Raw genomic sequence first — 24,495 nt, 5'->3', positions numbered from 1 at the left:
GTGTGTCTTCGGCGGTTGGGAGCAGGGTTTATCCACTTTGGCCTACCAAAGGGGGAGAGGTTTATTTTGGTCGGTTTTATCAGGTAAAACGGCAAAGGGGGCCGGCCTCGGGTTGTGATGAGGCCGGCCCCCTTTGGGGTGCTGTGCATGTATGTCGGCGCGCGGTTGATTGCGATGCCGCAACTGGGGCGTTTCCGCAGGTAAAACCTGCCAAAATAAACCTGTCCCTAAATGATAGGTTTTAGTGCTTGCCGTTGGCGGAGGCGGCGCCGTTGACATGGTCGCGGGCATAGACCACGCCGTGCACGATCGCCAGGCCGGCGGCGTCGGCCGCGCGGGCGCAGGTGTCCTGGAAATCCTCGGCCTCGCGGGCGCGCAGCTGCTTAAGAACGTAGTCGGCGACGGCCATCTTGCCGGGAGGGTTGCCGATGCCGGTGCGGATGCGGCTGAAGTCGCGGCTGCCCATCTTGTCGATGATGGAGCGCAGGCCGTTGTGACCGGCGTGGCCGCCGCCCACCTTAACGCGGACGTCGCCGGCGGGAATATCGAGCTCGTCGTGGATTACGAGCAGCTCCTCGGCCTTGATCTTGTACTCGCGGCAGAGCTTGGAGATGGGGCCACCCGAGGTATTCATATACGACTGCGGCTTGACCAGTACAATCTGGCGCTTGCCACCCTCTTCCTCAGCATCGTTGATATTGATGAGCGCGACCTCGGCGCCGGCCTGGTTTTTCCAGTACGTGACGCCGGCCTGACGGGCCAGCTCGTCGATTGCTTTGAAACCAGCGTTGTGACGGGTCTCGGCATATTCCTCGCCCGGGTTGCCAAGCCCGGCGACCATGCGAATCTTAAGCGGCTGTGCAGCTGCCATATTTGTCCTTCCGTTACATAAAAAGTTTAATCAACGACAAAGGCTACCACGCCCGCCGAAGGCGAGGTTTTGCTTCAGCGAAATCCCACCAGACAAAAGCGCGGCCGCGGCAGAGCGAGCCGTCGGAACAGAAGAAACCCCCGCGCGACCTTTGCGAAGCAAGGGGGAGCGCGGGGGTTTCTTCTGTTCCGACGGCGATGCGCCGGGCTGCAAGGACGATGCGACTACAGCGCGAAGTCGCCGCCGACGAGCGTGGAGACGGGCTCCTCGTGGTAAACGGCGGAGATGGCCTGAGCGAACTCCTCGGCGACCGAGATGGTCTTGATCTTGCCGCCGACCTCGACGGGAATGGCGTCGGTGACGAGGCACTCGACGATCGGGGCGTCGTTCAGACGCTCGATGGCCGGACCGGAGAAGATACCGTGGGTGGCGCAGACGTAGATATCGCCAGCGCCCATAGCCTTGAGCTCCTTGACGTTGGCGCACAGGGTGCCAGCGGTGTCGATCATGTCGTCGTTGATGATGCAGGTCTTGCCCTTGATGTCACCGATGATGCCCATGACCTCGGCGGCGTTGTGGCGCGGACGGCCCTTGTGGGCGATGGCCAGGTCGCAGCCGAGCATGTCGGACAGCTTCTTGGCGGCCTTGGCGCGACCCACGTCGGGGGAGACGACAACCAGGTTGTCGGTGTCGAAGTGCATGTCGTTGTAGTACTGGCCAAACAGCGGCAGTGCGGACAGGTGGTTAACCGGGATATCGAAGAAGCCCTGGATCTGGCCCTGGTGCAGGTCGAGGGTGATGATGCGGTTGACGCCGGCGCGCTCGAGCAGGTTGGCGACGAGGCGGGCGGTGATGGGCTCGCGCGGGCCGGCCTTGCGGTCCTGGCGGGCATAGCCGTAGTGGGTGATAACGGCGGTGATGGAGCGGGCGGATGCGCGCTTGGCAGCGTCGGTGGCGATGAGCAGCTCCATGAGCATGTCGTTGACGTTGCCTCCGGCCACGGACTGAATCAGGAAGACGTCGGCGCCGCGGACGGTCTCGTCGTAGCGGGCGTAAATCTCACCGTTGGCGAACTGCTTTAGCGTAAGGCCCGAAAGCTCGACCCCAAGGTACTCAGCAATCTTCTGAGCGAGGGGACGGTTGGAGGAACCGGAATACACGCGGATGGACTTGCGCATATTCTCCGACTTCTCGGGATCATTAATCGGCATTACCCTTCTCCTTTATATCGAATGCCATATAGATGCCTTGTTGCATTGTAACCGCGCGACGGGGTTAATCGGGTCTTGATAACGTCTTTACCGTCAACGGACACGAACCGACCACTCATCCGGTTGCGCAGGTCACGATAGAAAAAGGAGCTGCTCCCATGGGAACAGCTCCTTAGATGCTTGGTAAAACGTTATACCTCGTCGTCTTCGTGCAGACGGCGGCGGTAATCGGCGGCCCAGCCCTCAATGTTTACCTGACGGGCACGGCCCAGGCCAAGTGCGTCGGCCGGGACCGGCTCGGTGATGACGGAGCCGGCGGCCACGAGCGCGCCGTCGCCGATCTGGGCGGGCGCGACCATCATGGTGTCGGAACCGATGAAGGCGTCCTTGCCGATGACGGTCTTGTGCTTGTGCACGCCGTCGTAGTTGCAGGTGATGGAGCCCGCGCCCACGTTGACGCCGGAGCCCATGGTGGTGTCGCCGATGTAGGACAGGTGCGGCACCTTGGAGCCCTCGCCGATCGTGGACTTCTTGATCTCCACGTGCGTGCCGGCCTTGGAGCCGTCGAGCATGTGGGTGCCCGGGCGCAGGTAGGCGCGCGGGCCGCAGTCGACGCCGTTCTCGATGACGGCCTCGATGGCGATGGTCTCATCGATGGTGCAGCCGCTGCCGACGGTGGTGTCGGTGAGACGGCTGTTGGGGCCGAGCTGGCACTCTTCGCCCACGGTGACGTGACCGATCAGATGCGTCTGCGGCCACACGACGGTGTCTCGGCCGATGGTGGCATCGGGGCCGATCCAGGCCTGCGTGGGGTCGATGAAGGTAACGCCCTCGGCCATCCAGTGCTCGTTGATGCGGTCGCGCGCGATGGCGGTGAGCTGTGCGAGCTGGATGCGGCTGTTGACGCCCAGGCCGTCGCGGTAGTCATCGCAGTGGAAGATGGAGACTGCCTGACCATGGCCTTTGAGGATCTCGAGCATGTCGGGCAGGTAGTACTCGGATTGCGCGTTGTCGTTGCCGATCTCGTCAATGTGGGCGGCGAGCTGCGCGCCGTCAAAGGCGTAGCAGCCGGCGTTGCACTCCAGCAGCGTGGCGGCCTGCTCGGGCGTGCAGTCTTTCTGCTCGATGATGCGCTCGATCTGGCCGTCGGCGCCCAGCTTGATGCGGCCGTAGCCGAAGGGGTCGGGCGGGGTCATGGTCATGACGGTGCAGGCGAGCTCGCCGGTGGCGACGGTTTGCGCGAACTTGGCAACGGTGTCGGCGGTGATGAGGGGCAAGTCGCCGTTGAGCACGACGACGGGGCCTTGCGTGATGCCGCAGGCCTCGAGCGCGACTTTCACGGCGTGGCCGGTGCCCAGGCGCTCGGTCTGCTCAACGCACTCGACCTTGGTGGCGCTGTTGGCGTAGGTGCCGTCGATAAGGGCGCGCATCTCGTCGGCGTGGCTGCCGATGACGACCACGACGCGGCTGCAGCCGGCCTTGATGGTGGCGTCGACGATCCACTGGACCATGGGCTTGCCCAGGATCTTGTGCGAAACCTTGCAGTGGTTCGACTTCATGCGGGTGCCCTCGCCGGCAGCGAGGATAATTGCGGTTGCGTCCATGTGATCTCCTGTTACGTTATAGAGACGTGTGTTTGGAAACGATACACGGCGCAATATGATACCGCAGGCATATGTTGAGCGCGTAACGATTGGTTTGCGGCGGTTGAGGCTTGCGCCGCCGGCGTGGCGTTTGCGCTGCTTGCGTGCAGCGTTGGCGGTGCTGCGAAGCTGTCGTTTGAGCGAGGGGACGGGGGCGCCCGTGGATATCATGCGAGAGGAATCGGGCAACGAACCCGTCGCGGCATTTTCGATGTCGCATCCGGCGGTGCCGGCGTTCTACATGGCGTTGACGCTGGGGCTCACCATGTTCTCGATGCAACCGGTGCTGATCGCGCTGTCGCTTGCGGGCGGGCTGGCGTACGGGCTTGCGACGCGCGGCGCTGCGCGCACGTTGGGGGCGCTTCGCTGGCAGCTGTCGGTGATTTTGATTATCGCGCTGGTCAATCCGCTGTTTAGCGCTTCGGGTTCGACGGAGCTGTTTCGTATTGGCATGCGTGCGGTGTATCTAGAGAGCATGGTTTACGGCCTGTGCATGGGCGGGCTGTTTGTGGCGAGCGTGCTGTGGTTTGCGGCGGCGGCGTCGATGCTCGAATACGACAAGGTGCTTGCACTGTTGGGCAACGCCGCGCCGGTGATCGCACTCATGATTTCGATGTGTATGCGGCTTATCCCACAGTTTTTGCGCCGCGGCCGCACGGTACTGGCGGTGCAGGATGCGATTGATGTACCGGGGCGTGCGCCCACCGATCCCGTGCGATCGCGCCTGCGGGCGTCGAGCGTGCTGATGGGCTGGGGCATGGAAGATTCGCTTGAGCGCGCGGATGCCATGCGCTCGCGCGGGTGGGGTGCTGCGTCGCGCCGTACGACGTACGCGCGGTATCGACTGGGGCGCAGCGACGTTGCCGCGCTGGTCGGGCTCGCGCTGTTTGGTGCCGCCGCGGTGGCAGTGGCATGGACCGCGACAACGCAGTATTCGTTTTACCCGCAGCTTTCGGTGCCGGCGCCGTGGCTGGGCTATGTCGTGTACGCTGCCTGGATGGTGCTGCCCTGTGTGTTACATGCGATCGATGAGAAGAGGTTCGGCTGATGGCTCGGTTGGATAGGGGCCCGGTGTCAGGCGCGGCGTGCGGCCCGGATATGCCGGCGATTGAGGTGCGGAGCCTGAGCTTTGCCTACCCCGGGGCCGATGCTGCGGTGCTCGAGGGGCTCGACTGGTCTGTTCCCCAAGGTGCATTTGCGCTGCTTGTCGGCGGTACCGGATCGGGTAAGTCGACGCTGCTGTCGCTGCTCAAGCCCGAGATTGCTCCGGCGGGCGAGCGCACTGGCGATATGCGCGTGCTGGGCGAGAACGTTGCCGACATGGACGTGCGCGCGTCTGCGGAGCGCGTGGGCTACGTGTTCCAGGATCCCGAGAACCAGATTGTGTGCGAGACCGTGTGGCACGAGATGGCGTTTGGCCTGGAAAACTTAGGCATGTCGCGCGACGAGATGCGCCGCCGTGTTGCCGAGACCAGCTATTTCTTTGGTCTGGAGGACTGGCTTCATCGCGATACCGATACGCTTTCGGGTGGCCGCAAGCAGCTGCTGTCGCTTGCCGCCGTTCTGGCGCTGCGTCCGCGTGTGCTGTTACTCGACGAGCCCACGTCTCAGCTCGATCCCGTTGCCGAGAAGAATTTTCTGCACGCGCTGTTTCGTGTGAATCGCGAGCTGGGCTGCACGGTTGTTGTGGCGACGCATCAGCCGCGCCCAATGCTCGAATACGCGACGTGTGCGTACCGGATTGAGGATGGCCGCGTGCACGAGGCGGCGGATATGGCATCTTTGGGACGCCGAGAATCGCTGTTTTCCGATGACACGTTGGGGTGGGGTGCCATCCGATGTGCAAAAAACGGAGTATTCAGCAGGCGTGAGGACAATTTGGGCTCTCTGGAGCCGCCCGGGGGCGTATCGAGCGCGAAAAAAAGTTTGGAATTGGACAAATCGTCCGAATTTGTGGCGCAAACGTCGCTCGAGAACGGCTTGGAAGCCTTCTCGCGCACGGATGGAAGCAGAATACTCCAAAAAATGCACGCTGGGTCGGCTACCACCCTGTCGGAAGGTTGGTTTCGCTACGATCGAGCGTCCGGCTGGGTGTTGCGTGGGCTCGATGCGTCGTTTTCGGCCGGTGCGGTGCATGCGATCGTGGGCGGCAACGGATGCGGTAAGTCGACGATGCTCTCGGTGCTGGCGAAGACCGCCAAGCTGCAGCGCGGCCGCATGGTGCGCGGAGCGGCCTCGGCGGCGTTGCTGCCTCAGAATCCCAAAGCATTGCTGGTTGCCGAGACGGTGTGCGACGAGCTGATGGAATGGGCTTCAGCCTGCGGATATGACGAGACCGTGGCGCGGGAGCGCGCGGCGAGCTTGGGGCTGGACGGCCTGGAGACGCGCCACCCCTACGACCTCTCGGGCGGACAGCGCCAGCTGCTCGCACTGGCAAAGCTGCTGCTGATCGGCCCCGAGCTGCTGCTGCTTGACGAGCCCACGAAGGGCTTGGACCTGGAGAGTCGCCGCACCATCGCCCGCGCCCTGCGTGACCATGCGAAGGCTGGCGGCACCGTCATCATGGCTACGCACGATTTGGACTTTGCCGAGCAGGTAGCCGACGACGTCGCCATGATGTTTGACGGCGAGATTGCCTGCATGGAGTCCCCGGCCGACTTCTTTGCCGACAACGTGTTCTATAGGGCGTGATGGGATGACGGACTGTCGTTTCTCGCGTTTACTCACAAAACTGGAGATTCCGCTGTTGTTGGCGGTGCCGGCGGTGATGGCAACGGCGTTGCTGGCGGGCGTTGAGCAGGCGGCGCTCGCCATGCTTGTCGTGGTGGCGCTGGTGCTTGCGCTGTTCTTTGCAGGCTACGAGGCGTCGCGACCGGGCCTGCGCCAGATTATGCCCACGCTGGTGCTGGCGGCGCTGGCGGCGGCGGGCCGCATCTTGTTCGGCCCCATTCCCGACTTTAAACCCGTGAGTGCCATCGCCATCATCGCCGGGGCGACGCTCGGGCGTCGCAACGGCTTCATGGTCGGCGCGTTGGCAGCACTGACCAGCAATTTCTTTTTTGGGCAGGGCATGTGGACGCCATGGCAGATGTATGCCTGGGGCCTGGTTGGCTATGTTGGCGGTGCGCTGGCGCATGCCGGTGCGTTCGACCGTGCGGATGGAACCGTGCGCATGCCGGCGCTGATGGCGTACGGCTTTGCTTCGGGTCTGCTGTACGGCGTGGTGATCAACGCGTACGACATTATCGGTTTTGTACAACCGCTCACGTGGGCGGGCGTCGTGGCGCGTCTTGCCACGGCAGTGCCGTTCGATATCACACACGGCCTCGCGACCTGCGTGTTCTTGGCCGCCCTCTACAAGCCTTGGTGTCGACGGATCAACCGCGTTGTCGTGAAATACGGGCTGTAGGGCTGGTTGCGCCGGGGCGTGAATCAATACTTCCGAAGTACCATTTCAAAACTATGCCGGTTTACGGGGCTAGATTAGCGTAGGCCGACCATACCGGCTTTTTTCAAAATAGAGCAAGCCGTTTACCTGAGGTTTTATTATTTCGGAATTGCGTATGGTTGGGGGTTCGCGATTCAGCCCCGTAAACCGGCATAGTTTTGGAATGGCCGGCTGATATGACGGGCATCGTGGCCCTCAGAGAGCCAAATCGATCCGTTTTCCTCCGTCTCCAGACGTCCCCGGGGAATCAGTTGGCGGCGCTTGCCACGAAACTGGCCCATCTACTACGTTTAGCTTGATACCCCCGACCATGACCGCGTTTTATGAAAAACCGCAGGCTTTCTACCTGCGGTTTTCTTTTTGCGTTGTTCGCTGTGGTTGAGGGTAGTGGCTTAAACGTAGTAGATGGGTCAGTTCCGTGGCGGGAGGGCCGCGTGGGTTCCCTCGCGAGGTGAAAATGATCCCTTTTCCTCCGTCCCCAGGGGATCAATTGGGGCTAGAGTTCTAGCGTGAGGGTGACGGGGCAGTGGTCGCTGCCAAAGATGTCGCCGCGGATATCGGTGTCGCGCACGGTATTGGCGATTGAATCACTTACCAAGAAGTAATCGATGCGCCAGCCGGCGTTGTTCTTGCGGGCATTAAAGCGATAGCTCCACCAGCTGTAGACGCCCTCGACGTCTGGATTAGCCGTGCGCCAGGTATCGGTAAAGCCGGCGTTGAGCAGCTCGGTAAACTTGCCGCGTTCTTCGTCCGAAAAGCCGGCGTTGCCGCGGTTGGACTTGGGGTTCTTAAGGTCGATCTCCTCGTGCGCTACGTTAAAGTCGCCGCAGGTCACGACGGGTTTGCCGCTCTCGCGCTCAAGCGCGCTCAAAAAGCCGCGATAGGCATCATCCCAGGCCATGCGCACGTCGATGCGGGCGAGTTCGTTTTGCGCGTTGGGAGTGTAGACATCCACAAACCAGAACTTGTCGAACTCCAACGCGCAGACGCGGCCCTCGGTTGCGGCTTGGGCGACGAGCTCGGCCGCCTCGCCCTCGCCGGCGTAGGGCAGCAGCGCATCGGCGCGCAGCACGCGCAGCGGTTCCTGGCGGCTAAAGACCGCGGTGCCCGAGTAGCCCTTGCGCTCGGCGTAGCTCCAGGTTTGGTGATAGCCGGCCAGGTCGATATCGACCTGGCCCTCCTGCAGCTTGGTCTCTTGCAGCGCCAGGATATCGACGTCGAGTTCTTGCGCGATCTGGATAAAGCTCGGGTCCTTTTTGAGCACGGCGCGCAGGCCGTTGACGTTCCACGAGGCGAAAGTGTAAGTCTGAGGCATGGTGTCCTTTCGACGGGGTTGGCAGGCTTAAGATTAACGCAACAAGAGCGGGGCGGAGTCCGCGAGTGATAGTGCGAACGCCGCCGTCCCGGAGACACGGACGGAGGACTCATATGACGCAGGCAATATCGGACCCCAGGCAGGCCTCCGCCGCGCTGGCGGATCTGTTTGACACCCACAAGCGCGTGGTCTTCTTTGGCGGCGCTGGTGTTTCCACGGCAAGTGGCATCCCCGATTTCCGCAGCGTGGACGGCCTGTATCACCAGCAGTTTGCCTATCCGCCCGAGACCATGCTGTCGCATAGCTTTTACGAGGCGCATCCGGCCGAGTTCTTCGACTTCTACCGCACCAAGATGATCGCGCTTGGCGCCAAGCCCAATCGCTGCCACACCAAGCTGGCCGAGCTGGAGCGCGCCGGCAAGCTAAATGCCGTGGTGACGCAAAATATCGACGGCCTGCATCAGATGGCCGGCTCACGGCGCGTGTTTGAGCTGCACGGATCGGTCCATCGCAACATTTGCCAGTCGTGTAGCGCGGTCTATAGCGCCGAGTGGATTTGCTCGCGCGAGCACGAGGACGCCGCGGGCGTGCCTGCGTGCCCCGCGTGCGGCGGCCGCATCAAGCCCGATGTAGTGCTCTACGAGGAGCCGCTCGACGAGCACGTGCTGACCGGTGCCGTTGCCGCCATCGCCGCGGCCGATGCCCTCATTGTGGGCGGGACCTCGCTCGTGGTGTATCCGGCGGCAGGCCTTACGCGTTACTTTACCGGCGATACGCTGGCTATATGCAACCTTGCTCCCACCGATCAGGATGCAAATGCCGACCTGCTGATTTCTTGCGACATCGCGGCCGCGTTTGCGTTCTAGCCCGCGCGCGCGGATACAATAGAAAGACTGAGTGCAAAGCGACCCCGCCGCCAGCTCCCCAAGCTCGGCGGCGTGGGCATTTTAGGAGGATGTTCATGGCGAACGACAGCAAGACATGGCGGTGCGGAAAGTACGAGCTCAGCTTTGACCGTCCGCGCATCATGGGCGTCCTCAACGTGACGCCCGATTCGTTTAGCGACGGCGGGGAGCACTTCGACCCGGACGCCGCGATCGAGTATGGCCTGGCGATGCTCGACGCCGGCGCCGACATCATCGACGTGGGCGGCGAGTCCACGCGCCCCGGCTTTACCCCGGTCAATCCCGATGAGGAAGCGCGCCGCGTGCTGCCCGTGGTGCGCGCGCTGGCCAAGGAGGGCGCCATCGTCTCGATCGACACGCGTCATGTGGCGGTTGCCAAGGCGGCCGTGCGCTGCGGCGCCTCGATCGTCAACGACGTGACCGGCTTCACCGACCCCAAGATGGTCGAGTTTGTTAAGACGAGCACCTGCGGCGTCATCGTGATGCATGCCGGCGAGGTCGCCGCGCCCACCCGCACGCACGCAACGGTGCAGCTTGATACCTCGGCAGCGGCGTTTGTTGCCGAGAAGGCGCGCGAGGCGGCTGCCGAGGCCGCGCGTGAGGCCGAGAAGCCGGCTCGCCGCCGTCGCGGCAAGTTGCTGGGCGAGCCTAAGCCGGAGGCCAAGCTTCCGGGCGGCGTGGTGCAGCCCTCGTTGCCGTTTGGCGAACCGGAGCCCACGTCCGAGCCTTCAAGCGAGCAGGAGACGCCGGCCGCCGAGCAGGCTGCTGCCGCCGAGACCGTCGCGCCCGCGCCCGAGGCCGCGCCCGAGGCCACCGAGGCCGCATCGGAGTCCAATGACCGACTGGCCGCCATGATGCGCCGCAGCGCCCGCCGCGAGGAAGCCTACGTGCCCACCTCGCAGCTCCGCCGCTTCACCCTGCCCGATTCGGCGCCCATCATGCGCCGCGTCATGGGCTTTCTGTCCGACCAGGCCCGCACGCTCATCCATGCCGGCGTGTCGCGCGACCGCATCTGCATTGATCCTGGCCCGGGCTTTGGTAAGTCGGCTAACGAGGACATCGTCATCCAGCGCGAGACTGCCAAGATGGCGTCACTGGGCTATCCGCTCATGTGTGCCGTGTCGCGCAAGCGCTTTGTGGGCGCCGTCTCGGGCGTGACCGAGGCCGCCGAGCGCGATGCCGCTACGTTTGGCGTGTGCCTGGGCGCCATCCAGGCCGGTGCCAACATCGTGCGCGTGCACGACGCCGCGGGTTTTGCGCAGTTCCTGAACGGCTACTGGGCGGTTGCCAAGCCGCAGCCGCGCCGCGCGTTTGTGGCCGTGGGCTCCAACCTGGGGCATCGCTGCGACAACATCCGCGCTGCACGCGAGATGATCGCCGAGATTCCACTCACCTGCGTGTCCAACTCCTCCAAGATTTACGAGAGCGAGCCGGCCTACGAGACGCGCCAGGACGCGTTTGCCAACGCCGTCATCGAGATTAGGACCGAGCTGGCGCCGCTGGTGCTGCTCGACGAGCTCATGAAGATCGAGGCCGAGCTGGGGCGCGACCGCTCCAAAAAGGCCAAGGCCAACGGTCCGCGCACCATCGACCTGGACCTGCTGTGGATGGACGGCGAGACCCACGGCGGCAAAAAGCTGCGCCTGCCGCATCCGCTGATCGGCGAGCGCGATTTTGTGCTGGTGCCGCTCGAGGACCTGATGCACGACCCGGCGCGGTTCTTCCGCTACAACGGCGTCGAGGTCAAGGAGCCCGAGGATCGCGTGGGCCATATCGTGGGCGAATTGGGGCGTATGTAGATGATTGAGATGAACGCTGTAGCCGCTGGCACTGAGCTCGACGCCGCGCGCGATGCGGGCCGCGAGGGTGCGTCCGCGGGCTGGTGCGCGTGGAACGCGGGCGATGTATCGCTGACGTTTTCGCTGGTCGTGCGTCCGGACGTGAACATGCACGCCTTCCACGGCCTGCCGTTTGTGGCCGCGATGGGCATGATGGACGCACTCGTGGGCACGGCTTCGACGCCGGGGTTGGGCCTTGCCGGTAAGGTGGGTATCCAGTGGCCGAGCGATATCGTGTGCGGTGCGCCCGCGTTCGAGACGTCGTTCGCGCGTGTCGCCGTCAACGGCGGTGCCGGTGCCGCGGGCATGTTCGGCGCCGTGACGGTGGATATTGAGCGTTCGGCGCTGAGCGAGCTTGGTGTGGACGTGGCTGACGAAGCGCTGGTCGAGGAGTTGGCCGCCGCCGTGCTGACCCGTGTGGACACCTGGGCGGTTGCTGCCAACACGCCGCAGGGCGCTGCCGGTCCGCTGGCTCCCGTGCTGGGCGAGTACTTCGACATGGTGCCGCTGCTGGGCCGCCAAGTTGCGGCGGTGTCGCCCAACGGCCTGCCACTCGCGGTGGGCGTGTTCGCGGGCCTGGACATCTGGGGCCGCGCGACCATCAAGACCGATGCCGGCGAGCAAGAGTTTCCGCCCGAGGCCGTACGAATTCGCGGGCTGTAGCGCGGGGCGTTCGCGCCCAAAGATAGACATGACAACAAGACCCTCCTCGGCCTGTGCCAGGGAGGGTTTCGCCTATCTGGGGAATGGGTTGCCAGCGCCCTATTCCTCAAAACTGAAAAATTTTCGTTTTTGAGGAATAGGATTAAGGCAGCTCGGTCTTTCGCGAGGTATATTCGCTATAGAGCCTATTCCTCAAAACTGAAAATTTTTCAATTTTGAGGAATAGCGATAAAAGACCGCGAGGAGGCCCCAATGAAACTCATCAATAGAACGTCATATATGGACACGTTGACGAGCCTTATTGGCGTGCCGGACATCAAGGTCATCACGGGCATCCGTCGTAGCGGTAAATCAAAATTGCTCGAGGCCCTCCGCGATTACGTGGAGGCAAATCTGTCCAATTCGAATGTCATCCATATCAACTACAACCTCGATGAGTTCGAGAATCTGCTCGAGTATCACGCGCTGCTCGCCTATGTAAAAGAGCATCGAGTGTCCGGCAAACAAAACTTTCTGCTTATCGATGAAGTTCAGATGTGCGACGGTTTTGAGCATGCGATCAACAGCCTCCACGCATCCGAGCAGTACGACATATTCATTACCGGATCGAATGCCTTTTTGCTGTCGAGCGATCTGTCGACGCTCTTTACGGGGCGTACGTTTGAGATCGAGGTTTTCCCATTCTCGTTTGAGGAGTATCGACTCTATGGCGACGAGGGCGAGGTCGACCGCGACTTCGATGAGTACGCGAGAACCGGCGGTATGTCCGGCTCCTACCCTTATTCACTGCAGGAGCAGCGTTATCAATATCTCTCCAATGTCTTCAAAACGCTCATCGTGAGAGATATCGTGCAGCGGCATAACGTGAGAAACGAATCGGCGCTGCTGCGCATTGCCGATTACATGATGGACAACGTATCCAACATAACGTCGGCACGTAACATTACGGATATTTTGAACGCGGATGGGCTAAAGATAACGAACAAGACGGTCGGCACGTACATGGGGTACCTGTGCGATGCGTTTGCCTTCTATAAAGTTCGTCGGTACGACATCCGCGGCAAAAAATACCTTAAGAGCGGCGAGAAGTATTACCTGGCAGACCACGCGTTCAAATACGCGCTGCTCGGTACACGTGATATGGATTGGGGACGCGTATACGAGAACATGGTGGCAATCGAGCTGCTGCGCCGCGGATACGAGGTATACGTCGGCGTGCTCTATAAAAAGGAAATAGACTTTGTAGCAATCAAGCGAAGCGAGAAGCTCTACATTCAGGTGAGCGACGACATCAGCTCGGATAAGACATTTGAACGCGAGATTTCACCACTGCTGAGCATTGGCGACGCGTACCCCAAGATGATTCTCGCCCGCACGCATCACGAGGCCACGGACCGCAATGGGGTGCAGATCGTGGACCTGGCGAGGTGGCTGTGCGACGAGGCCTAGCAGAAAGCCCTATTCCTCAAAACTGAAAATCTTTCGATTTTGAGGAATAGGGCCGATGCGTTGCCTAGTTCGCCGCTCGCGCTCGTGCTCGACTTAAGCCCCTGTCCTATCCCAGCTCCTGCATGCGGCGGTAGATTTCGCAGATACCCTTGATGGTGAGCTGTCCGTCGACCACGTCGAAGGCATCGGTCGAATCGGCGACGATGCTGGCGAGACCGCCCGTGGCGATAACGGCGGCATCCTCGCGGCCCAGCTCGCGCTTCATGCGCGCGACCAGGCCCTCAGCCATGGCGGCGGCGCCCGTTACGGCGCCGACCTTGATGCACTCCTCGGTATCGCGGCCGATGGCGTGCTCGGGCGCCTCGAGCGGCACGCTGGCGAGCTTGGCGGCACGGGCGGCAAGCGCGTCCATGGAGATGCGAATGCCCGGCGCGATCGCTCCGCCAATGTAATAACCGTCCTCATCAATGACGTCGATATTGGTCGCGGTGCCAAAGTCCACCACGATTGCCGGCGCGCCGTAGAAAGTTTCGGCCGCAACGGCGTTAGCGACGCGATCGGCGCCTACGGCCTGGGGACGCGCCGCGCGCAGTTTGGTCACCGCGGCCGTCTGCGGTCCGATGACGATGGCGTCTGCGGCAATGCGGTCGGCCACGGCGTGCCATTCACGCGAGAGCTGCGGCACCACGCCCGCAAAGGCGATCGCGTCGACCTCGTCGAGCGAAAGGCCGTACATCTTAAAGAAGCCCATCAGGCGCACGTGGATCTCGTCGGCGGTATAGGAGCGGTCGGTGGGCATACGCCACGACTGCACCAGCTCGTCTCCGTCAAACAGGCCCATGGCCGTCTGCGTGTTTCCCATATCGATAGCGAGCAGCATGTCTACTCCCAGTGTTGGCATAAAAGGACGCGCACCATTGTATACGTGCCGTCGACGGCGCTCGGCTGCGATTCGTTTACGGTGATAGGGGCTGAGGGGTTTAAATATGAAGGAATTATGCTCTACGAGATTTTCCTTGCCGTTTACCGAACTCCCGAGTAATATTCTTACTTGCGCACATGAGGCGCCCAGACATTGCGGGGTGGAGCAGTCTGGTAGCTCGCCGGGCTCATAACCCGGAGGTCGTAGGTTCAAATCCTGCCCCCGCGACCAAGAACTTGCAGCTCGTCGGCCTAGCCGGCGAGTTTTTTGTTATTTCGGGACCGTGTTTTCGGTCCAATTCTCGGTCTCTCAAACAAAATCTCGATCCGTAACATCTAGACCCGATTTGGGCGGCTAGGTGTTACAGATCGAGATATACCGGTGGGTTGGGTCGTGTTTGTCTAAATCTGTAACACGAGGGACGGATTTTGCCGAGTTGTTGTTACAGATTGAGAATTTCTAGCAGGCGGGCTTGGTTTGTCTCGATCTGTAACAGGTAGGGGTCAAAAGTGGGTCTAGCTGTTACAGATTGAGATTGTTGAGGTTGGGTCGAGGGGAATGTCTCGATCTGTAACAGTAAGACCCGGTTTTGTCGCGTAACTGTTACAGATTGAGATAAACCGACGGGCCGCCCCGCCCATCCCCATCCACCTGCCGCTACCTGCTGTCTGCCGATTTCCGTTGCGCTGTTGTATTCCCATGCCATATCCTCTAGACAACTACGCGGCATCATCGCCGCCGCGCCTACAAGAGAGGAATATCCATGACCGCACCTGCATCCAAGTTGCTCCAGCCCATTACGGTTGGCCCCCTTGAGCTCAAGAACCGCATTATGTTCCCGCCGCTGACCACCGGCTACGAGGAGCGCGACGGTTCCATCGGCGAGCGCAGCCTGGCTTTTTACGAGCGCCTGGCCCGTGGCGGCGTGAGCTACATCGTCATCGGCGACGTTGCTCCCGTCATGACCGCAAGCCCCACGCCCAAGCTGGCAACCGACGCCCAGATCCCCACGTTTAAGGCCCTGGCCGATGCCGTCCACAAGCACGGCGCCAAGGTCGCGCTGCAGCTGTTCCACCCCGAGTACGACGTGCCCGGTGTCGGCCGCATGGTCATGGGATCCATGGCTGCCGCCAAGGCCGCGCAGGAGGCCAAGGCCGCTGGCGACGAGGAGACCTTTGCCGCCAAGATGGCCGAGTCCAACGAGATTCGCAACCAGGCCTACGCCAAGCTGCACCACGACATGCAGCACTTTGTGAACGAGGCGAGCGTAGAGCAGCTTACCCAGATCAAGGAGGCCATCGCTGCCTCGGCCGCTCGCGCGCAGCAGGCCGGGATCGATGCCATCGAGGTCCACGGCGACCGTCTGGTGGGTTCGCTGTGCTCGGCAATCCTCAACCAGCGCACCGACGAGTACGGCGGCTCGTTCGAGAACCGCGTTCGCTACGCGCTGGAGGTCGTCGCTGCCATTAAGGAAGCCGCGCCGCAGCTGATGGTGGAGTACAAGCTCCCCGTGATCATGGAGAACCCCGACGGCACGCCGCGCGGCAAGGGCGGCCTGCAGCCCGACGAGGCCTGCGAGTTCGCCAAGCTGCTCGAGGGCGCGGGCATCGACATGATCCAGGTCGCGCAGGCCAACCACACCGGCAACATGGGAGACACCATTCCGCCCATGGGCGCCATGCCCTACAACTGGACGCTGCCCGTGGCCGAGCGCGTCAAGGCCCTGGTTTCCGTGCCGGTGGCAACCGTCGGCCGTGTTGTCTCGGTCGAGGCCGGCGAGAAGATTCTGGAAGACGGCGCGGCCGACATCATCGCCTACGGCCGCTCGCTCATGTGCGACCCCGACATTGCGCTGAAGGCCGCCACCGGCGAGCCCATCCGCGAGTGCCTCAACTGCAACAAGGGCTGTGTCGACGCGATTCAAAACCGCAAGTACATCTCGTGCGTGCTCAACGCCGAGAACGGCGACGAGGCGACCATCGCCATCAAGCCGGGCGAGGGTGACAAGAAGATCGCTGTGGTGGGCGGCGGTATTGCCGGCCTGGAGGCCGCGCGCGTGGCGGCCAAGCGTGGCTACGACGTGACCGTCTACGAGGCGAGCGATCACTTGGGCGGCCAGATTGTGCTGGCGGCTGCGCCCCCGCGCAAGGACGAGATCATGCGTTCCGTCGAGTACTACGAGAAGATTCTGCCTGGCCTGGGCGTAAAGGTTGAGCTCAGCCACGTCGCTACGGCAGAGGACCTCAACGCCGCCGATGCCGCGATTGTGGCCGTGGGCGCGCACGACGTGGTCATCCCCGTTCCGGGTGCCGACTCGGACAAGGTCGTCTCGAGCTGGGACGTGCTGGCCGGCAAGGTGGAGCTTACGGGCCGCGTCGCCGTCATTGGCGGCGGCCTGGTGGGCACCGAGACTGCCGAGTACCTGCTGCAGCACGGCTGCGAGGTGGCGATCGTGGAGATGCTCGACAAGATTGCCGCGGGCGAGTCCGAGACCATTCTGCCGCTGATTATGAGCGACTTTGCCGAGCACAACGTGGAGCAGCACGTGAAGACCCGCCTGACCGCCATTACCGACGAGGGCGTGGAGGCCGTGCGCACCACCGAGGACGGCGCCGAGGAGCCGGTAAATATCGCCTGCGATTACGTGGTGATGGCCGTGGGCTCCAAGGCCAACGCGTTTGACCTGGACGGCGTGACGGTGCCCGTGACCTGCGTGGGCGACTGCTCGGGCGAGCGCACCGCCGACATTGCGAGCGCCATCCGCACGGCGTATCACGCGGCCAACGAGCTGTAGTTGAGCATCGCGGCCAGGCGGGGCGGTAGCACGGATCCGCCTCGCCCGACTGCGTCCCGTCGGGTGTCAATCGGTGCGGGGCCTGCAAGCGCAGCAGGTCCCGCCCTTTTGTTTTGCTCCGGTGGATGGCAATGCGCGGTAATCATGAGGAGTGAGGACGTCTACTGCCTTGCAGATTACTCAAAATTATTGGGGGAGGGGTTAATAACTATATCTTCTATACCAAAGGACATAAAGAGATGCCAATTTTGTTGACAAGCGAATGACGATTAGCTGCGAGTCAGCTACCAGCGTAAATAATCGATAAAGAAATGTCGTAATTTGGTGCCAAATGCCCAGATAACGCCGCGTCTATTTTAATTAACTGCTTTGAGCAAACAGTAAAATGCTACTATCTAACTTGCACGTAAGAAAGCAGATTAACGGTTAAAGCTAAGAAGTGGCAGGTATGTCGGAAGCAACTAGGACTCGCACGCATGCGCCTGAGGTTAGGCAGCGCGCCGTCGAGATCCTCCAAGAGGGGGTCGGTCATCGCGCCCTCGCTGCGGAGCTTGGCATTCCCCAGGCCACGGCTCGTCAGTGGGCCCGCGCGTATGCCGTGGGCGGTGCCGACGCCGTTCTCAACGCCGGTTCGCATCATCACACCTATTCGTACGACGTAAAGCTCGCTGTGGTTAAGGACCGTCTGGAAAACGGCTTGACGGTTCGCGAGGCCATGATCAAGCACAAGATTCCCAGCGAGTCTTCGGTCAAGGCTTGGTGCCGTCAGTACCGCGAGAGCGGTGAGTCCGCACTGGTCGATAAGCCGCGCGGTCGCAAGCCGCGCGTTAAAAAGGCGGAATAGCAAACGGGATGGTGCGCCCACAGGGGCGCATTTTTCTTGCCGCGCCAACTTTTTGGACCGGCGCGAGCCTATTGGGACATCCTCCAAAGTGCCCAATAAACCGCGCGCAGTGGCCCGCGCGTCCGTCGCTGCGGTAAAGGGACGTCACCCCTCTACTCCAATGCGGACAGACTCCTTGCCCCGTACGCCTAAAACTCCCCAGTTGACCGAAAACCTGCCACCGCAACCCCGTAATTGAGCTATAACGTTAAACAATTGCAGCGTTTTTGCATGGGGGAGTGATGGTATGACGCTACTGTATTTCCTTACCCTGTTTCCGCTGGTACCGGCGCTGGGCATGCTGCTCGCGCGCGGTGACCGCACCCGCGATGCGGTGGGGCTCATAGGCTCCGGCATTATTATGGCGGTGACAGTTGTAGTCGCCGTCATGTTTTTTGGCACGGGTCCGCAGAGCTTTGAGGTTGCCCCCGGCACCTCGCATGTGCTCTCGATCATCAGTTCCGTTATCGACGTCATCCTGTGCGCCGTCATCCTGTACAACGCGTACAAATATAGGAACGCGCTCACCACGGTGCTCAGCGTAGTCCAGTTGGTGGGCTCGCTCGCCTTTGCAGCCATGACGCTGCCCGCGACCGAAGCCGTCACCGCAACCCCGCTCTACCTGGACTACATGAGCGTGATCATGGTCCTCGCCGTCGGCATCGTCGGCAGCCTTATCTGCGTGTATGCCCTGGGCTACATGAAGGACTTCCAGGCCCACGACGAGCACGAGGCTGCGCTGCGCGGGCAGACCGCGCCCGACCGTCGCCCGCAGTTCCTGGCGCTTATGTTCCTGTTCCTCTCAGCCATGTTCGTCATCGTGACGAGCGACAACCTTGAGTGGCTGTTCTGCGGCTGGGAAATCACCACCGTGTGCTCGTTCCTTATGATTGGCTACACGCGCACGCCCGAGGCCATCAAGAACGCCTTCACCCAGATCATCCTCAACATGCTGGGCGGTATCGCGTTTTTGGCCGGACTCATGTACCTGCACGTTAACAGCATGCCGCTGACCATCTCGGGCATGATCGAGCTTTCCGGCGCCGGAACCGCGCAATCTGCGCTGCTGGTGATGCCGGTCATTCTGTTGTCGCTCGCCGCGCTCACCAAGGCCGCACAGATGCCGTTCCACACGTGGCTGTTGGGTGCCATGGTTGCCCCCACGCCCACGAGCGCCCTGCTGCACTCGTCAACCATGGTCAAAGCCGGCGTGTTCCTGATGGTCAAGCTGAGCCCACTCTATGCCATCTATCCCGTGACCGGCTTTATGGTCACGAGTGTGGGTGCCATCACGTTTTTGCTCGCTGCCCTCATGGCCATCTCGCAGAGCAACGCCAAACGTGTGCTCGCGTACTCCACCATTTCCAACTTGGGCCTTATCAGCGCCTGCTTGGGTGTCGGCGCGCCCGAGGCCGTATGGGCCGCCATCTTTCTAATCCTGTTCCACACGGTGGCAAAGTCGCTGCTGTTCCTGTGCGTGGGCACGGCCGAGCATCATATCGGCAGCCGCAATATCGAGGACATGGACGGTATGTTCAGCCGCATGCCGCACCTGACGCGCCTTATGATGCTGGGCATCATGGGCATGTTTGTGGCGCCGTTTGGCATGCTCGTGTCCAAGTGGGGCGCCCTGGTGGCGTTTGCGCAGACCGGCAACGTGCTCATGATCATGGTGCTGGCCTTTGGCTCGGCCGCGACGTTCTATTTTTGGGGCAAGTGGCTTGCCAAGCTTTCGGGCGTCGACCCCACGGCTCAAAACGTCGAGGTCAATGTCCATAAGACCGAATGGATGGCGCTCAACACCATCGCCGCGCTGCTGATTCTGTGCTGCGTGGCGTTTCCGGTTATCTCGAGCGGTCTGGTATCGCCCTATCTCGCCATGGTGTTTGGACGCGTGCCGTACGTTATTGGCAAGGACGCCATGTATCTGATGGTGGTTATCGTAGCGTTTATCGCCGTGGTGCTGCTGACGTCGTTCCGCGTGAGCAATAAGCCGCACGTCAACGTGTACCTTTCGGGCGTGGGAACCGACAAATATCGCCATTTCCGCGGCTCGATGGGACGCGAGGTGAAGGCCGAAAAGCGCAATTGGTACTCGGAGGACGCCCTTGGCGAGAAGCGTATTGGCCCCGCGGGTAGCGTCGTGTGCTGCAGCATTATCTTGTTTGCGCTGCTGTGTTGCGCGTGGATTGGGCCCGAGCGGCTTGCCATGAGCGCGCCCTCGGTGTTGCGCGGCAAGTATTTTGAAGGTTCGGGCGTCGTGGGCATCTTTATTGGCACCGTGGCGTTTGCCTTGATTGCGCCTTTGGTTGGTGGCCTGATCGACGGCGTTGACCGTAAGCTTTCGGCTCGCATGCAGGGCCGCGCGGGCCCGCGCCTGCTACAACCCTTCTACGATGTGGCCAAGCTCCTGCGCAAGGCCCCCGCCAGCGTAAACACCATGGACGACACCTACATGGCGTGCGCGCTCATCTTTACCGTGGTGGGCGGCGGCATCTTTGTGTCGGGCTCCAACACGCTGCTGTGCGCGTTTATGGTTACCCTCGCCGCGATCTTTGTGGTGTTGGCGTCCGCCTCGACGCAAAGCCCGTTTGCTCAGGTCGGCGCCGACCGCGAGCTGCTGCAGGTCATGAGTTACGAGCCCGCCGTTCTGCTGATGAGTGTGGGCCTGTACCTTGCCACCGACAGCTTCGATTCCATTGCTGTGACGGGGCAGTCGGCCCCTATCATCGTGTACAGCGCGCCCATTTTCCTCGCGTTGCTCGCGGTGCTTACCATCAAGCTGCGCAAGTCGCCGTTTGACCTTTCGTACTCGCATCATGCGCATCAGGAGATCGTCCAGGGCGTCGCCACCGAGATGAGCGGCGGCACGCTGGCCAAGATGACCCTTATGCACTGGTGCGAGACCGTGCTGTTTTTGATGTGGGTGGGCATGTTCTTTGTTTGGGACAACCCCGTGAGCTGGGTTGTAGCCCTGGTCGTGATGGCCGCGACGTATTTTGTCGAGGTCCTGATCGACAACACCTTCGCACGCAGCACCTGGCGCAGCTGCTTTAGGCTCGGATGGGGCGTGGCGCTGGTGTTTGGCCTGCTCAACCTTATGCCCATCCTCGTCGACGTATTTATTTAGGAGGCGGCATCCATGGATCATAAAATGTCGCGCTCGCCGTGGGTTATTCATTACGACGGCTCGAGCTGCAACGGATGCGATATCGAGGTGTTGGCCTCGCTCACGCCGCTGTTCGATGCGGAACGCTTTGGCGTGGTCAACACCGGCAACCCCAAGCATGCGGACATCTTTTTGGTGACGGGGTCGGTCAATGTCCAGAACCTGCCTGTCGTGCGCCAGATTTACAACCAGATGCTCGAGCCCAAGTGCGTGGTGGCCTGCGGCATCTGCGCGTGTTCGGGCGGCGTGTTCCGCGATGCCTATAACGTGACCGGCGGCGTGGACCGCGCAATTCCCGTGGATGTGTACGCGCCTGGGTGCGCCATTCGCCCCGAGACCGTGATCGATGCCATCGTGGAGGCGTGCGGCATCCTGGACCAGAAAGAGGCCGTGATGCGCGCCGGCGGCGATCCGCTTACCGTGGGCGGCGCCGCTACTTGGGACGGTGGCGTTGAGCTGGGCGAGGACGGGTTTGTGGCTGCGGGGGCCGGGGCCGGCGACGCGCATGCCGCTGGCGACGCACCTGCTGAGACGCCCGCCGCTGCAAGGGAGGCCGAGTAATGCAAAAGGCAATCTATACCACCGTCGGGATTGACGAGCTCCTGTCTCATGCCCAGGCGCTCAAGGGCGTCGGCGCGCGCTTTGTGCAGATGCATGCCGAGCGCAACGTCGACGATGGCTCGTATCGCTTGGTCTATACGTTTATCAACGTTCGTGCTGCTCAGGAGCATATTGCGCAGGACGGCAGCTATGCGATTGAGAACCTGGTGGTTGAGGGCATCGACCAGTACCAGGAGATTCCGTCCATCAGCTCGTATTACCCCGCGGTGTTCCCGTTTGAAAATGAGGCCCACGACCTGTTTGGTCTTGCCATCACTGACATGCAGGTCGACTTTAAGGGCTTTTTCTACCAGGTTTCGACTGCCGAGCCCATGAGCGTTATCACGCCCGAGGTGAAGGCCGCGCGCGAGAAAGCCATGAAGGTCCGTGCCGCTGCCGAGGCCAAGGCGCGCAAGGCCGCGGCCGAGAAGGCTGCCGCTGCCGCCGCTGCTGCCGGTGATGCTGCGGGCGCTGCCGCTCAGCCCGATGCGGCTGCCGGCTCCGATGCTCAGCACGATGAAGCTGCTGCGAAGGCCGCGCTCAAGGCCGCCGAGCTGGAAGCAAAGCTCGCCGCCATGGATCCCGAAAAAGCGGCCAAGGTCCGCGCGGCGCTTGCCGCCAAGGCTGCCCGCGACAAGCAGAAAAAGGAGGCGTAAGGTCCATGGCACATCGCTCCGTTATTCCGTTTGGCCCGCAGCACCCGGTGCTGCCCGAGCCGCTTCATCTGGACCTGGTGATCGATGACGACCGCGTCATCGAGGCAATTCCGCAGATCGGCTTTGTGCACCGCGGGCTCGAGAAACTCACCGAAAAGCGCGACATGCATCAGTTTGGCTACATCGCCGAGCGCATCTGCGGCATCTGCGCCGTGGGCCACAGCTGCGGCTATGCCAGCGCCTGCGAGCGCATGCTCGACATCGAGGTGCCCGGCCGTGTGCAGTATATCCGCACCATTTTGCACGAGCTTTCGCGCATTCACTCGCACCTGTTGTGGCTGGGCCTGCTCGCCGATGCCTTTGGCTTCGAGGCGCTGTTCTATCGTTCGTGGACCCTGCGCGAGCAGATTCTCAAGATCTTTGAGGGCACGTGCGGCGGCCGCGTGATTTTGTCGATCAACGAGATCGGCGGCCTTAAGCACGACATCGAGGACTCCGAGCTGGCGGGTATTGTCCAGACGCTCGACGCCATGCGTCCCGACTACGAGGCTCTGGTGCATACGTTTTTGGACGACAATAGCTGCGGCGAGCGCCTGCATGGCGTGGGTGTGATCAGCAAGAAGGACGCGCTTGATCTGTCGATGGTCGGCCCGTTCGGCCGCGCCTCGGGCGTGGACTACGATGTGCGCATGTTTGGCGACGGTGCCTATGCGGATCTGGCCGCGTTTGAGCCTATTGTTGCTAGCGATGGCGACTGCTATGCCCGCTGCCAGGTGCGTTGTGCCGAGGTCACACAGGCCATGGACGTCATCAAGGAGCTTGTCGGCAAGATTCCGCACGACGGAATCGGCGGGCGCACCAAGCTCACGCCGGCCGACGGCGCGCGCGGCGAGGTTGTGATTGAGCAGCCGCGCGGCGAGGCGTATTACTATGTGCGCGGTAACGGCACCAAGAACCTGGACCGTTTCCGCGTGCGCACGCCGACGTCGCAAAACCTGGCGGGTCTGACACATGCGCTGCAGGGCGTGCTCCTTGCCAACGTGCCCATGATTATCCTGACCATCGACCCCTGCATTAGCTGCACGGAAAGGTAGGCGCGGCATGAGTTTACTGACATTTGCCAAGACGGCCTTGGGTTCTATGGTCAAGCAGCCGGTCACGGTTTGTTATCCGCAGGAGAAACTGACGGCGCCCGAGCGCTTGCGCGGGCACATCGTCAACGACATGGACGTGTGCATTTGCTGCGGCATGTGCGCGCGTCGCTGCCCGGCGGGCGCGCTCGCGGTCGATCGCAAAGGCGGCACCTGGTCGATCGACCCGTATGTCTGCGTGGTGTGCGGTGAGTGCGTCGAAAGCTGCCCCAAACATTGCCTGACTATGGACACCGCCCGTACTCCAGTCACGGCGGATAAGACTCCCACGATAGAAACCAAGCCGGAGTAGCGCTGGAATAGAGCTGGAATAGAGCTGGAATAGGGTCCGGTGGGGCAAAATTGCCCCACCGGACCCGCGCTTAACGCGCGGTGGAGCCGCCGCGAACAAAACTATGCCGGATTACGGGGCTGGATAGCGAACCTCCGACCATACAGAAAATCGCAAAAACAAAACCGCAGGTAGATAGCCTTCCGTTTTTGAAAAAATGAAGGTATGGATGAGGGTCCCGACTTTAGCCCCGTAATCCGGCATAGTTTTGAAATGGCACCATATCCGTAACAGCCCCTGATCTCCCGTGGACAGAGGGAAACGGATCATTTTGGCCTTGCGAGGGCTGCCTCGTGATCCGTCTGCCACGAAATGGGCCCATCTACTACGTTTAGGCCGCTACCCTCAACCATGCCAAAAAACGCGAAAACAAAATTGCAGGTAGAACGCCTGCGGTTTTTCATGAAAAGCGGTTATGGTCGGGGGTATCGATTCAAACGTAGTAGATGGGCCGATTTCGTAGCGAGCACCACCAATTGATCCCCCGGAGACGGAGGAAAACGGATCATTTTGGCCTGTCGGCTCCGAGCCGCACCCGTTTTCCTGCGAAAACTCTCGTGTCTCAACTTTGGTGAGACATTTGTCTCACGCCCAAAATCAAATCTGGAACGTGTGTCACCTGCCCTAATTGTGTCTCATTCCGTAA

At 61.7% G+C, this 24,495-nt stretch carries 19 protein-coding genes and 1 tRNA gene; 15 read left to right on the top strand and 5 right to left on the bottom strand.

Going from position 1 to position 24,495, the window contains the following annotated elements:
- Nucleotides 1–241 precede the first annotated feature (241 nt).
- From pth to glmU, 3 genes are all read right to left on the bottom strand, one after another.
- The gene (pth, locus tag AAAX34_RS07420) at nucleotides 242–871 is read right to left on the bottom strand and encodes an aminoacyl-tRNA hydrolase (protein ID WP_260699060.1); all 630 of its coding nucleotides are present in this window, start codon (nucleotides 869–871) and stop codon (nucleotides 242–244) included.
- 224 nt (nucleotides 872–1,095) lie between these two features.
- Nucleotides 1,096–2,082, bottom strand: a complete 987-nt coding sequence (locus AAAX34_RS07415) for a ribose-phosphate pyrophosphokinase (protein WP_022094252.1) — start codon at nucleotides 2,080–2,082, stop codon at nucleotides 1,096–1,098.
- A 191-nt stretch (nucleotides 2,083–2,273) separates the two neighbouring features.
- Nucleotides 2,274–3,686, bottom strand: coding sequence for a bifunctional UDP-N-acetylglucosamine diphosphorylase/glucosamine-1-phosphate N-acetyltransferase GlmU (gene glmU / locus AAAX34_RS07410; protein ID WP_349100040.1), 1,413 nt, complete (start codon nucleotides 3,684–3,686; stop codon nucleotides 2,274–2,276).
- A gap of 208 nt (nucleotides 3,687–3,894) precedes the next feature.
- Between glmU and AAAX34_RS07405 the strand changes: the two genes are divergently transcribed.
- From AAAX34_RS07405 to AAAX34_RS07395, 3 genes are all read left to right on the top strand, one after another.
- Nucleotides 3,895–4,773, top strand: coding sequence for an energy-coupling factor transporter transmembrane component T (locus AAAX34_RS07405; protein ID WP_349110674.1), 879 nt, complete (start codon nucleotides 3,895–3,897; stop codon nucleotides 4,771–4,773).
- A 50-nt stretch (nucleotides 4,774–4,823) separates the two neighbouring features.
- On the top strand, nucleotides 4,824–6,416 hold the full coding sequence (locus AAAX34_RS07400) for an ATP-binding cassette domain-containing protein (protein WP_349110669.1): 1,593 nt from the start codon (nucleotides 4,824–4,826) through the stop codon (nucleotides 6,414–6,416).
- Between the two features lie 76 nt (nucleotides 6,417–6,492).
- Nucleotides 6,493–7,134 carry a DUF6580 family putative transport protein gene (locus AAAX34_RS07395; protein ID WP_349110667.1) on the top strand — a complete coding sequence of 214 codons (642 nt, stop codon included), beginning with the start codon at nucleotides 6,493–6,495 and terminating at the stop codon, nucleotides 7,132–7,134.
- A gap of 535 nt (nucleotides 7,135–7,669) precedes the next feature.
- Here AAAX34_RS07395 and AAAX34_RS07390 read toward each other — a convergent pair.
- Entirely contained in the window at nucleotides 7,670–8,488 is an 819-nt protein-coding gene (locus tag AAAX34_RS07390) for an exodeoxyribonuclease III (RefSeq protein WP_349110666.1), read from the bottom strand.
- 113 nt (nucleotides 8,489–8,601) lie between these two features.
- On the opposite strand from AAAX34_RS07390, the gene AAAX34_RS07385 reads away from it, so the two are divergent.
- The 4 genes from AAAX34_RS07385 (at nucleotide 8,602) to AAAX34_RS07370 (ending at nucleotide 13,343) form a co-directional block, all read left to right on the top strand.
- Nucleotides 8,602–9,354: an NAD-dependent protein deacylase gene (locus tag AAAX34_RS07385; RefSeq protein ID WP_161115243.1), complete on the top strand. Its 753-nt coding sequence runs from the start codon at nucleotides 8,602–8,604 to the stop codon at nucleotides 9,352–9,354.
- A gap of 95 nt (nucleotides 9,355–9,449) precedes the next feature.
- Entirely contained in the window at nucleotides 9,450–11,192 is a 1,743-nt protein-coding gene (gene folP / locus AAAX34_RS07380) for a dihydropteroate synthase (protein WP_349110665.1), read from the top strand.
- Nucleotides 11,193–11,894, top strand: a complete 702-nt coding sequence (locus tag AAAX34_RS07375; protein ID WP_349110663.1) for a hypothetical protein — start codon at nucleotides 11,193–11,195, stop codon at nucleotides 11,892–11,894.
- 252 nt (nucleotides 11,895–12,146) lie between these two features.
- Nucleotides 12,147–13,343, top strand: a complete 1,197-nt coding sequence (locus AAAX34_RS07370) for an ATP-binding protein (protein WP_349110662.1) — start codon at nucleotides 12,147–12,149, stop codon at nucleotides 13,341–13,343.
- Between the two features lie 106 nt (nucleotides 13,344–13,449).
- Here AAAX34_RS07370 and AAAX34_RS07365 read toward each other — a convergent pair whose 3' ends face one another.
- Nucleotides 13,450–14,223: a type III pantothenate kinase gene (locus AAAX34_RS07365; protein WP_349110660.1), complete on the bottom strand. Its 774-nt coding sequence runs from the start codon at nucleotides 14,221–14,223 to the stop codon at nucleotides 13,450–13,452.
- 196 nt (nucleotides 14,224–14,419) lie between these two features.
- On the opposite strand from AAAX34_RS07365, the gene AAAX34_RS07360 reads away from it, so the two are divergent.
- The 8 genes from AAAX34_RS07360 (at nucleotide 14,420) to AAAX34_RS07325 (ending at nucleotide 23,810) form a co-directional block, all read left to right on the top strand.
- Nucleotides 14,420–14,496 (top strand) — tRNA-Met (locus tag AAAX34_RS07360).
- 532 nt (nucleotides 14,497–15,028) lie between these two features.
- Entirely contained in the window at nucleotides 15,029–17,059 is a 2,031-nt protein-coding gene (bilR, locus tag AAAX34_RS07355; protein WP_349110659.1) for a bilirubin reductase, long form, read from the top strand.
- A gap of 448 nt (nucleotides 17,060–17,507) precedes the next feature.
- A complete protein-coding gene (locus AAAX34_RS07350) occupies nucleotides 17,508–17,903 on the top strand; it encodes a transposase (RefSeq protein WP_006235758.1) in 396 nt (131 codons plus the stop codon).
- Nucleotides 17,904–18,189: 286 nt separating this feature from the next.
- On the top strand, nucleotides 18,190–21,072 hold the full coding sequence (locus AAAX34_RS07345) for a proton-conducting transporter membrane subunit (RefSeq protein WP_349110657.1): 2,883 nt from the start codon (nucleotides 18,190–18,192) through the stop codon (nucleotides 21,070–21,072).
- A 12-nt stretch (nucleotides 21,073–21,084) separates the two neighbouring features.
- Nucleotides 21,085–21,672 (top strand): NADH-quinone oxidoreductase subunit NuoB, encoded by a 588-nt coding sequence (nuoB, locus tag AAAX34_RS07340; RefSeq protein ID WP_349110655.1) that lies wholly within the window; start codon nucleotides 21,085–21,087, stop codon nucleotides 21,670–21,672.
- A complete protein-coding gene (locus AAAX34_RS07335) occupies nucleotides 21,672–22,367 on the top strand; it encodes an NADH-quinone oxidoreductase subunit C (RefSeq protein WP_349110653.1) in 696 nt (231 codons plus the stop codon). Before nuoB ends, AAAX34_RS07335 begins: the two co-directional genes overlap by 1 nt.
- Nucleotides 22,368–22,372: 5 nt before the next feature.
- Entirely contained in the window at nucleotides 22,373–23,461 is a 1,089-nt protein-coding gene (locus tag AAAX34_RS07330; RefSeq protein WP_349110651.1) for a nickel-dependent hydrogenase large subunit, read from the top strand.
- 7 nt (nucleotides 23,462–23,468) lie between these two features.
- A complete protein-coding gene (locus tag AAAX34_RS07325) occupies nucleotides 23,469–23,810 on the top strand; it encodes a 4Fe-4S dicluster domain-containing protein (protein WP_349110649.1) in 342 nt (113 codons plus the stop codon).
- The last annotated feature ends 685 nt before the right edge of the window (nucleotides 23,811–24,495 follow it).

It is taken from the genome of Collinsella sp. CLA-ER-H4 (assembly GCF_040092395.1).
Taxonomy (GTDB): domain Bacteria; phylum Actinomycetota; class Coriobacteriia; order Coriobacteriales; family Coriobacteriaceae; genus Collinsella.
This window is presented reverse-complemented; position numbering and strand designations above follow the sequence as displayed.

What these genes read in the sequence shown, in the direction of transcription:
- AAAX34_RS07415 (WP_022094252.1), bottom strand. Translation starts at nt 2,082, where the DNA reads ATGCCGATTAATGATCCCGAGAAGTCGGAGAATATGCGCAAGTCCATC.
- AAAX34_RS07330 (WP_349110651.1), top strand. Translation starts at nt 22,373, where the DNA reads ATGGCACATCGCTCCGTTATTCCGTTTGGCCCGCAGCACCCGGTGCTG.
- bilR (WP_349110659.1), top strand. Translation starts at nt 15,029, where the DNA reads ATGACCGCACCTGCATCCAAGTTGCTCCAGCCCATTACGGTTGGCCCC.
- AAAX34_RS07375 (WP_349110663.1), top strand. Translation starts at nt 11,193, where the DNA reads ATGATTGAGATGAACGCTGTAGCCGCTGGCACTGAGCTCGACGCCGCG.
- glmU (WP_349100040.1), bottom strand. Translation starts at nt 3,686, where the DNA reads ATGGACGCAACCGCAATTATCCTCGCTGCCGGCGAGGGCACCCGCATG.
- AAAX34_RS07345 (WP_349110657.1), top strand. Translation starts at nt 18,190, where the DNA reads ATGACGCTACTGTATTTCCTTACCCTGTTTCCGCTGGTACCGGCGCTG.
- AAAX34_RS07390 (WP_349110666.1), bottom strand. Translation starts at nt 8,488, where the DNA reads ATGCCTCAGACTTACACTTTCGCCTCGTGGAACGTCAACGGCCTGCGC.
- nuoB (WP_349110655.1), top strand. Translation starts at nt 21,085, where the DNA reads ATGGATCATAAAATGTCGCGCTCGCCGTGGGTTATTCATTACGACGGC.
- AAAX34_RS07365 (WP_349110660.1), bottom strand. Translation starts at nt 14,223, where the DNA reads ATGCTGCTCGCTATCGATATGGGAAACACGCAGACGGCCATGGGCCTG.
- AAAX34_RS07325 (WP_349110649.1), top strand. Translation starts at nt 23,469, where the DNA reads ATGAGTTTACTGACATTTGCCAAGACGGCCTTGGGTTCTATGGTCAAG.
- AAAX34_RS07370 (WP_349110662.1), top strand. Translation starts at nt 12,147, where the DNA reads ATGAAACTCATCAATAGAACGTCATATATGGACACGTTGACGAGCCTT.
- AAAX34_RS07385 (WP_161115243.1), top strand. Translation starts at nt 8,602, where the DNA reads ATGACGCAGGCAATATCGGACCCCAGGCAGGCCTCCGCCGCGCTGGCG.
- AAAX34_RS07350 (WP_006235758.1), top strand. Translation starts at nt 17,508, where the DNA reads ATGTCGGAAGCAACTAGGACTCGCACGCATGCGCCTGAGGTTAGGCAG.
- pth (WP_260699060.1), bottom strand. Translation starts at nt 871, where the DNA reads ATGGCAGCTGCACAGCCGCTTAAGATTCGCATGGTCGCCGGGCTTGGC.
- AAAX34_RS07335 (WP_349110653.1), top strand. Translation starts at nt 21,672, where the DNA reads ATGCAAAAGGCAATCTATACCACCGTCGGGATTGACGAGCTCCTGTCT.
- folP (WP_349110665.1), top strand. Translation starts at nt 9,450, where the DNA reads ATGGCGAACGACAGCAAGACATGGCGGTGCGGAAAGTACGAGCTCAGC.
- AAAX34_RS07405 (WP_349110674.1), top strand. Translation starts at nt 3,895, where the DNA reads ATGCGAGAGGAATCGGGCAACGAACCCGTCGCGGCATTTTCGATGTCG.
- AAAX34_RS07395 (WP_349110667.1), top strand. Translation starts at nt 6,493, where the DNA reads ATGGCAACGGCGTTGCTGGCGGGCGTTGAGCAGGCGGCGCTCGCCATG.
- AAAX34_RS07400 (WP_349110669.1), top strand. Translation starts at nt 4,824, where the DNA reads ATGCCGGCGATTGAGGTGCGGAGCCTGAGCTTTGCCTACCCCGGGGCC.